The sequence below is a fragment of the Polynucleobacter sp. 31A-FELB genome, assembly GCF_018882405.1.
Lineage (GTDB): Bacteria > Pseudomonadota > Gammaproteobacteria > Burkholderiales > Burkholderiaceae > Polynucleobacter.
In genome coordinates this window covers 1-6,738 of record NZ_JACVOO010000030.1, presented here as the reverse complement: position 1 = coordinate 6,738, position 6,738 = coordinate 1, and the positions used below count along the sequence as shown (strand labels likewise).

10 protein-coding genes are annotated in these 6,738 nt (G+C 43.0%); 5 read left to right on the top strand and 5 right to left on the bottom strand.

Features of this window, described 5'->3' with window-relative positions:
• Nucleotides 1–144 precede the first annotated feature (144 nt).
• A complete protein-coding gene (locus ICN30_RS11375) occupies nt 145–1,062 on the bottom strand; it encodes a LysR family transcriptional regulator (protein WP_216229971.1) in 918 nt (305 codons plus the stop codon).
• A 129-nt stretch (nt 1,063–1,191) separates the two neighbouring features.
• Between ICN30_RS11375 and ICN30_RS11370 the strand changes: the two genes are divergently transcribed.
• The 4 genes from ICN30_RS11370 to ICN30_RS11355 all read left to right on the top strand — a co-directional run bounded on the left by ICN30_RS11370 (nt 1,192) and on the right by ICN30_RS11355 (nt 4,199).
• A complete protein-coding gene (locus ICN30_RS11370; RefSeq protein WP_216232060.1) occupies nt 1,192–2,160 on the top strand; it encodes a tripartite tricarboxylate transporter substrate binding protein in 969 nt (322 codons plus the stop codon).
• A 53-nt stretch (nt 2,161–2,213) separates the two neighbouring features.
• Nucleotides 2,214–3,113, top strand: a complete 900-nt coding sequence (gene ttdA, locus ICN30_RS11365; RefSeq protein ID WP_216275750.1) for a L(+)-tartrate dehydratase subunit alpha — start codon at nt 2,214–2,216, stop codon at nt 3,111–3,113.
• Entirely contained in the window at nt 3,110–3,718 is a 609-nt protein-coding gene (gene ttdB / locus ICN30_RS11360; RefSeq protein ID WP_015421408.1) for a L(+)-tartrate dehydratase subunit beta, read from the top strand. Before ttdA ends, ttdB begins: the two co-directional genes overlap by 4 nt.
• Before the next feature lie 79 nt (nt 3,719–3,797).
• Nucleotides 3,798–4,199 (top strand): hypothetical protein, encoded by a 402-nt coding sequence (locus ICN30_RS11355; protein WP_015421407.1) that lies wholly within the window; start codon nt 3,798–3,800, stop codon nt 4,197–4,199.
• Nucleotides 4,200–4,257: 58 nt separating this feature from the next.
• On the opposite strand, the gene ICN30_RS11350 is transcribed toward ICN30_RS11355, so the two are convergent.
• Genes ICN30_RS11350 through ICN30_RS11335 form a run of 4 tightly spaced genes read right to left on the bottom strand, consistent with a single transcriptional unit; the run spans nt 4,258 to nt 6,038 of the window.
• Nucleotides 4,258–4,731: a hypothetical protein gene (locus ICN30_RS11350; protein ID WP_216275748.1), complete on the bottom strand. Its 474-nt coding sequence runs from the start codon at nt 4,729–4,731 to the stop codon at nt 4,258–4,260.
• Between the two features lie 9 nt (nt 4,732–4,740).
• A complete protein-coding gene (locus ICN30_RS11345) occupies nt 4,741–5,142 on the bottom strand; it encodes a group III truncated hemoglobin (RefSeq protein ID WP_216243761.1) in 402 nt (133 codons plus the stop codon).
• A 14-nt stretch (nt 5,143–5,156) separates the two neighbouring features.
• Nucleotides 5,157–5,579, bottom strand: a complete 423-nt coding sequence (locus tag ICN30_RS11340) for a PAS domain-containing protein (protein ID WP_216275746.1) — start codon at nt 5,577–5,579, stop codon at nt 5,157–5,159.
• Between the two features lie 9 nt (nt 5,580–5,588).
• Nucleotides 5,589–6,038, bottom strand: a complete 450-nt coding sequence (locus ICN30_RS11335) for an Rrf2 family transcriptional regulator (RefSeq protein ID WP_216243765.1) — start codon at nt 6,036–6,038, stop codon at nt 5,589–5,591.
• A 130-nt stretch (nt 6,039–6,168) separates the two neighbouring features.
• Between ICN30_RS11335 and ICN30_RS11330 the strand changes: the two genes are divergently transcribed.
• Complete coding sequence (locus tag ICN30_RS11330; RefSeq protein WP_308281779.1) at nt 6,169–6,507, top strand: helix-turn-helix domain-containing protein; 339 nt, start codon at nt 6,169–6,171, stop codon at nt 6,505–6,507.
• Nucleotides 6,508–6,738 lie beyond the last annotated feature (231 nt).

Below are 6,738 nucleotides of genomic sequence, written 5' to 3'. Positions count from 1 at the left end.
CCAAGCCAAACTCAATGCTGTAGCAAGGCAACTCAATGAACGTCCTAGAAAAACACTAAACTATCAAACACCGGCAGAACGTTTTGCCCTAACTGTTGCATCGACGGGTTGAAATCAAGGCCAATAACGGACTATCAATAAAAGCTACCTGGCTCCAAATGACGCAATAGCGAAGTCAATTAATGTTTTCACCCTCACAGATGTTTTATGGCGCTCAGCATAGACAGCATAGATATCAGCATCTGGTGTTTCAAAGTTTTTCATTACCTGTATTAATCTGCCGGACTTAAGGTGTTGTGTGACATCCCATTCAGCCCTCAAAACAATGCCTCGGCCATCTAGTGCCCAGTTCACGGCAATGCCACCATCATTTGTTGTTAAGTTACCGCGAACTTTTGCGCTATCGGTAAATTCATTTTTTGACTTACCTTTACCGCTCGAGAAGCGCCACAGTCCATAACCCTCATCACCTTGGCGTATGCCAATACAGTTGTGTTTAATTAATTCACTGGGTGACTTTGGTTCGCCATATTCCTTAATGTAGGCGGGAGAGGCTACAAGTATTCTTTTGTTGGGGGCTATCAGCCTAGCAATTGATCTAGAGTCAGGTGGATGACCAAATCGAAAACAAACATCATAGGCATCATCGGTAATCGGGGGAGGGTTTACCGATAGCTGTAATTGAATGTCTACTTGCGGAAATTGTTTTACATATTCTGCAATTAATGGAGCGATATGACTGCGTCCAAATCCGAGCGTGGCATTGACTCTAAGTAATCCTTGTGGAGCTTTTGTTGAGCCCCACAGCATATGCTCAAGGTCATCAATTTCACCCAAAATTCGTCTGGCATGGTCTAGATAAATTTCGCCTTCATGGGTAAGACTCATTCTTCGCGTGGTTCTATTTACGAGTACCAATCCCAGGCGAGATTCCATTTGCGCCAAATGCTTGCTGACTGCGGCAGTTGTTACTCCAAGCTCACGGGCAGCAGCCCCAAGACTCCCAGAGCTGATGAGTGTTGAAAAGAACCCCAAATCAGCTGGATTTATGCTTTTAGCCATTTTTGATTGTTAAGTAATAGTTAACTATGGTTTAACTTTATACATGATTTTTTAATGCCCTTCAAATTTATAGTGCCAATATTCCAAGCCTCTAAATGGCGGATGGAGTCAACCAGTGGAGGGGACAGAATGTTAAAAAAGGTAACAAAAAATAGCCTAGCAATTCTTTTGTTGTGTAGCTTTATAGGGACAGCAGCCGCTCAGGCATACCCAACCAAAACAATTACGATCATCGTGCCGTTTCCCCCTGGTGGAACAACTGATGTCTTAGCAAGAGCGGTTGCCCAAAAACTGGGTCCAGTCCTAGGGCAATCAGTCATTGTTGATAACAAGCCTGGCGCTGGCGCAACATTGGGCGCTGGATTGGCTGCTAAATCTGCTCCTGATGGCTATACGCTTTTCATGGGCGCCGTACATCACACAATCGCTCCCGCGGTTTATAAAACCTTGCCATACAGCTTTGAAAAAGACTTTGCGCCAATCACTACTGTGGCATTAGTACCAAATATTATGGTCGTGTCTGAAGCATCACCATATAAAACAGTTAAAGATGTTGTAGCTGCGGCTAAAGCAAAACCTGACTCACTTTCATACGGTTCGAATGGCAATGGCACAGCACAGCACATGATTGGCACGCAGTTTCAGATGTTGACTGGCACTGAGATTCTTCATGTTCCGTACAAAGGCTCGGCTCCCTTGGCAACTGATTTATTGGGTGGTCAAGTAACTATGTCGTTTGACACCATCACTCCTGTTTTGCCGTTTATCAAAGAAAAGAAATTACGCCCATTGGCAGTCACAACGGCTAAGCGTTCTTCGACGCTACCTTCTGTGCCAACAATGAAAGAGTCTGGAATCAATATGGACATAGGTACTTGGTTTGGTCTTCTTGCTCCAGCCGCAACACCTAAAGAAGTTACAGCAAGACTTAATACTGAAATCGTAAAAATTATTAAGTCACCTGAGTTTCAAAAACAAATGTTTGATATTGGCGCTGAACCTGTAGGCAATACACAGGCACAAATGGCAAAACAAATATCTGAAGAAACAGCTAAATTCGCGGGGCTAGCAAAAGCCGCGAAATTGGCAATCGAATAATTACCCAGCATTCACATACAAAGGAGCACATAGTGAATAAGCAATCATCCGTCGTGGATAAAGAGGCAGCAGTAGCAGATATAACTAATGTCTTATCAAAGTTCACTTCATATATTGGCAAGCGTTTGCCAACAGATGTAACTACCAAATTAGGTGAGTTACGAAGCAAGGAAGTGAATTTCCTAGCCAAAGAGGTTTTCGAGTCAATGCGTGAAAACCAAGAGTTGGCAGATAAGTTAGATCGTCCGAGCTGCCAAGACACAGGAGTAATTCAGTACTTCCTCTCTGCTGGTTCAAACTTTCCTTTATTGGGAGAGTTGGAAGATATTTTGTTGAATGCTACTAAAGACGCCACGAAAGAAGGTCCATTGCGTCATAACGCAGTTGAAACGTTTGAAGAAAAGAATACCGGCACTAATACTGGTTCAAAGATCCCATGGCTAGACTGGGAAATTATCCCTGGCGCTGATCACTGTATCGTTGATGTTTATATGGCTGGTGGTGGGTGTACATTACCCGGTGCTGCTAAGGTACTGATGCCAGGACAAGGTTATGAAGGTGTTGCTGAATTTGTATTTGATGTCATCACATCACGCGGTGTAAATGCCTGCCCACCATTATTGGTTGGTGTTGGCGTTTCTACTTCAGCAGAAACTGCTGCCCGCTTATCTAAGAAGGCAATCTTGCGCCCAGTGACCTCAAGCCATCCAAATGAAAATGCGGCGATGATGGAAGAACTGCTCACTGATGGTCTAAACGAATTGGGATTAGGTCCACAAGGGCTTACTGGTGCCAATAGTGTGATGGGTGTAAATATTGAGTCATCCGCACGCCACCCTTCCACAATTGGTGTAGCCGTATCAACTGGATGCTGGGCGCATCGCCGCGGCAAGATCAAGATCAATGCCGATATGTCTTACGAAGTTATTTCCCATGAAGGATTCAAGCTGTGAAGAAAATTCTACAAACACCAATAAAAGACGAAGATTTAGAAGCATTAAACATCGGTGATGTGGTTTATCTCACTGGAACCTTGGTGACTTGTCGTGATGTTGCTCACCGTCGTTTAATCGAGTTGGGACGTGAGTTGCCAGTTGATCTTAAGGGCGGGGCAATTTTTCATGCTGGCCCGATTGTTCGTCAAAAAGAGGATGGCGAATACGAAATGGTCTCTATTGGACCAACAACATCCATGCGCATGGAAAAGTTTGAAAAGGAATTTATTAAACAAACAGGCGTTAAGTTGATTGTTGGTAAGGGTGGTATGGGTATCGAAACGCAAGAAGGTTGCGTTGAGAACAAGGCGGTTCATGCCATTTTCCCAGGTGGCTGTGCTGTATTAGCGGCTACTAAGGTTGAGAAAATTGAAGATGCCCAATGGAAAGACTTGGGTATGCCAGAAACGCTGTGGGTTAACCGAGTTAAAGAATTTGGCCCACTAATTATCTCGATTGATACCAAGGGCAAAAACTTGATTGAAGAAAATAAGAAAGTCTTCAATGCCAAGAAGGGCCCAATCTTAAGCAAAATTAACGAGAAGATTCGCTTTATTAAGTAATGGCTTTTAATGAAATGACGTGAGGTTACTTTGTAGCCCACGTCATTACTTAAAAAGGTTTGGTTGTTAGGAAAAATTCATGCGTTCTGAAAATATCCAAAGCAGTTTTATTAAATCCTTTAGAAGTAACTTCCCAGTCAGAACCTGGTGTGCCAACCAAATGTTATCTGATGATAGTTATTGGACTCTAGCCCTATGTAAAGAAGAAGCAGAGAAATACCAGACAAGAGATGAGTGGGAGAGAGGGAGCCCAGTTAGCTATCAAAAAGCAATTAATAGGGGCTGGTTAACTAAATGTACAACTCATATTGTCGGGTTTAAGCGAAAGCCCGCTGTGCCGGTAATTTGGACGCTGGAGCGGTGCGCAGAAATCGCCAAGCAATGCCATAAACGCTCTGAATTTAAAGAAAAATTCCATTACCCCTACGAAAAAGCTAGATTAAATGGCTGGCTCGATATTTGCTGTGCACATATGAGTTAGCTCCGCCAATGTCTACTTTGGGTCGGAAGCTGCCATGGTGCATGCCTGTATTAATTTATTAATAGAAAAATCCATGCGCACCAAGTGCTGAAATAAAAATGGTGATTAAGCTCAAAACTAGAATCACTATATGAACAAGTTGGGTTTTCTTGAGATCTTCAATATTGCGACCGTCTTTCACCATCCGTCTATGATTCTTTATAAAAAATGGTTCGATCACAAAAAGAGCAATAACAAACATAAGCCAAACGAGCGCCATGGCATGCATCCAAAAATACTGAGCCTCTAAAAATCGACCCCATGCATTCAGTTTATAGGTCATATAAAAGCCACTTAGTCCAGCCAATATCACAACTATCCTTGCAATCGAAGCAAAACGATTCTCGACGGCGTTAAAAATCAATAGTTGCTCGGTTTTGAATGAGGTGCTCCTGATGACCGGAATTAGCACCATGGTCACAAAGGCTACTCCACCCATCCAAATAACAATGCTCAGAATATGAATTGCACGTGCAATGGTTAAATCAGCCATCTAGACTCTTTAATTTTCATTAATTAATCGTTCATTTTGGGATAGGAGATTTTCGCCAATCATTTGGACCCTGGAAAACCATTTGTTAGCCAACTCCTGGTCAAGATGGGAGTCTAGAGCCCCTTTAAATAGTTGCTTCCAGTCTTCCAACAGGTTTGAGTTAAAGCCAGCTGCAAAATGTTTACCAACGGGATCATATTTATAGGGGGCTTGGGGTTTGCCGCCTAAAACCACCCACCAAAAGTCGCCAATTTTTTCTTTATGTCCGGGCCAGTCGTGCACCGCTGAAAATGGAGCAGCTAAAGTGGGGTGGGTTTGGATTTGGTTGTAGAACTCATCAACTACTGAAATAACGGCATCTCTTCCAATGAGATCTGCAAGACAGGTTCGATCTTGGGGCTTTAAGGACATATATAAATGAGAGCCTAATTTGACCTAGCTTCTAGTTCAGCAATGCGCTTACGAAGCATGCGCTGCTCATTAAATCTGGAGGTGTCATCTCGAATAATTGCAGCAACCCCTACAACCTTGCCATCGGGATCAATAATCACGGAGACGGTAAATGCAATCGAGAGCGGTCGACCGGATTTATGGATTGCTGGCACGGTCAGCAGTTTGTCACCATATTGGGTGGTGCCTGTTTGCATAGAGTGGTCATATCCCTCGTTATGCCGCTTGCGAAGGCGCTCAGGAATGATGAGATCTAAGCTGGCACCTAACGCTTCATGTACGCTAAAGCCAAAAATCCGTTCAGCCGATGGATTCCAATAGGTGATTATGCCTTTAGCATCTGAGATAACCGCTCCATCGCCAAGCGATTGAACGAGCGCTTCAAAATTGATATTCATACCAAATCCCTATGCTGATTGAATCGCTACGGATTTAAACAAATTTTCTGTTTGCCATTTAGGCTTGGAAAAATCATGCAAAGAGTACTTATTAAGACCCTTAATGAAATCTGATTTTGCTGATGAGAGAATCCCTTTGAGGCGACACTGCCTATCAATTACGCAGCTATTCTCGCCAGGATTTACGCACTCCAAGAGGTTGCTATCAGGTTCAGTTTGCTCAACCACATCCCCAAGCTTAATTTGATTGGCGGGTATGGCTAATTTTATGCCGCCAGTACGACCGCGAGTAGTTTCGATGTAGCCAAGTAATCCTAGGTGATGCACCACTTTTACTAAGTGATTACGTGAAATTTTGTAAAAGTCAGAAAGCTCAGAAATAGTAGTGCCACCTTGGTTGCTTTGAGCAAGGTGCATCAAGACGCGAAGTGAGTAGTCCGTGTAGGTTGTAAATCGCATTTTTCACCTTATTTGTATATAAGTAACTTATTGACGTTTACCCTTAAAAGATGTATAAATTATACATGTTATTAATTAACAGCCTGCATAGCTTGGTGGCTAATGAATCGTTAGGTCAGGGATATTAATTGTGAGCACAGCATTTATACGATTCTTAAATTTAGTTGATTCATTGGATCGCATGAATCCTGGGAAGACTTTAGATGAAGTCGAAAGAGAATTATTGGGATATGTCTTACGCTCTACCAATGAGGGCCAGTCATTGCTTGTTGGCGATCTTCTTCGGCTAGACAAGATTGGGTCACAGGCAACATTGCATGGAAGGGTAAAAAATCTATCAGCCCTTGGCTATATAAAGCTTGTCACAGACAAAGAGGATGGCCGTAGAAAGTTCGTTACCCCCACAAAGATGGCTTTTAAATACGGCGAATTTATGTCTAAATGTCTAGAAGATGCGCTGAAGACGTAAGGCGGTAAGGGGTAAAAATGGTTTGATAAAGAACTCCATCCCTAATCATGACCCAAACTTTTAAGTGAAGCCATCTTTGACAGTTTATGTTTGGGTGTTCGCTATGGGTCTTGATTTCAACCCGTCGATGCAACACACTACAAACTGCGTAAGCGCAAGGAGTGTTGCTCATGAAACAACGACCTCGAATCTATTACACAGCTACCCAGAAGGCTTTAATGTGGGAGCGCT

Excerpts from the sequence above, each read along its gene's own strand:
- ICN30_RS11340 (WP_216275746.1), bottom strand. The coding sequence starts at position 5,579 with ATGAATATCAATTTTGAAGCGCTCGTTCAATCGCTTGGCGATGGAGCG.
- ICN30_RS11335 (WP_216243765.1), bottom strand. The coding sequence starts at position 6,038 with ATGCGATTTACAACCTACACGGACTACTCACTTCGCGTCTTGATGCAC.
- ICN30_RS11345 (WP_216243761.1), bottom strand. The coding sequence starts at position 5,142 with ATGTCCTTAAAGCCCCAAGATCGAACCTGTCTTGCAGATCTCATTGGA.
- ICN30_RS11370 (WP_216232060.1), top strand. The coding sequence starts at position 1,192 with ATGTTAAAAAAGGTAACAAAAAATAGCCTAGCAATTCTTTTGTTGTGT.
- ICN30_RS11355 (WP_015421407.1), top strand. The coding sequence starts at position 3,798 with ATGCGTTCTGAAAATATCCAAAGCAGTTTTATTAAATCCTTTAGAAGT.
- ICN30_RS11350 (WP_216275748.1), bottom strand. The coding sequence starts at position 4,731 with ATGGCTGATTTAACCATTGCACGTGCAATTCATATTCTGAGCATTGTT.
- ICN30_RS11375 (WP_216229971.1), bottom strand. The coding sequence starts at position 1,062 with ATGGCTAAAAGCATAAATCCAGCTGATTTGGGGTTCTTTTCAACACTC.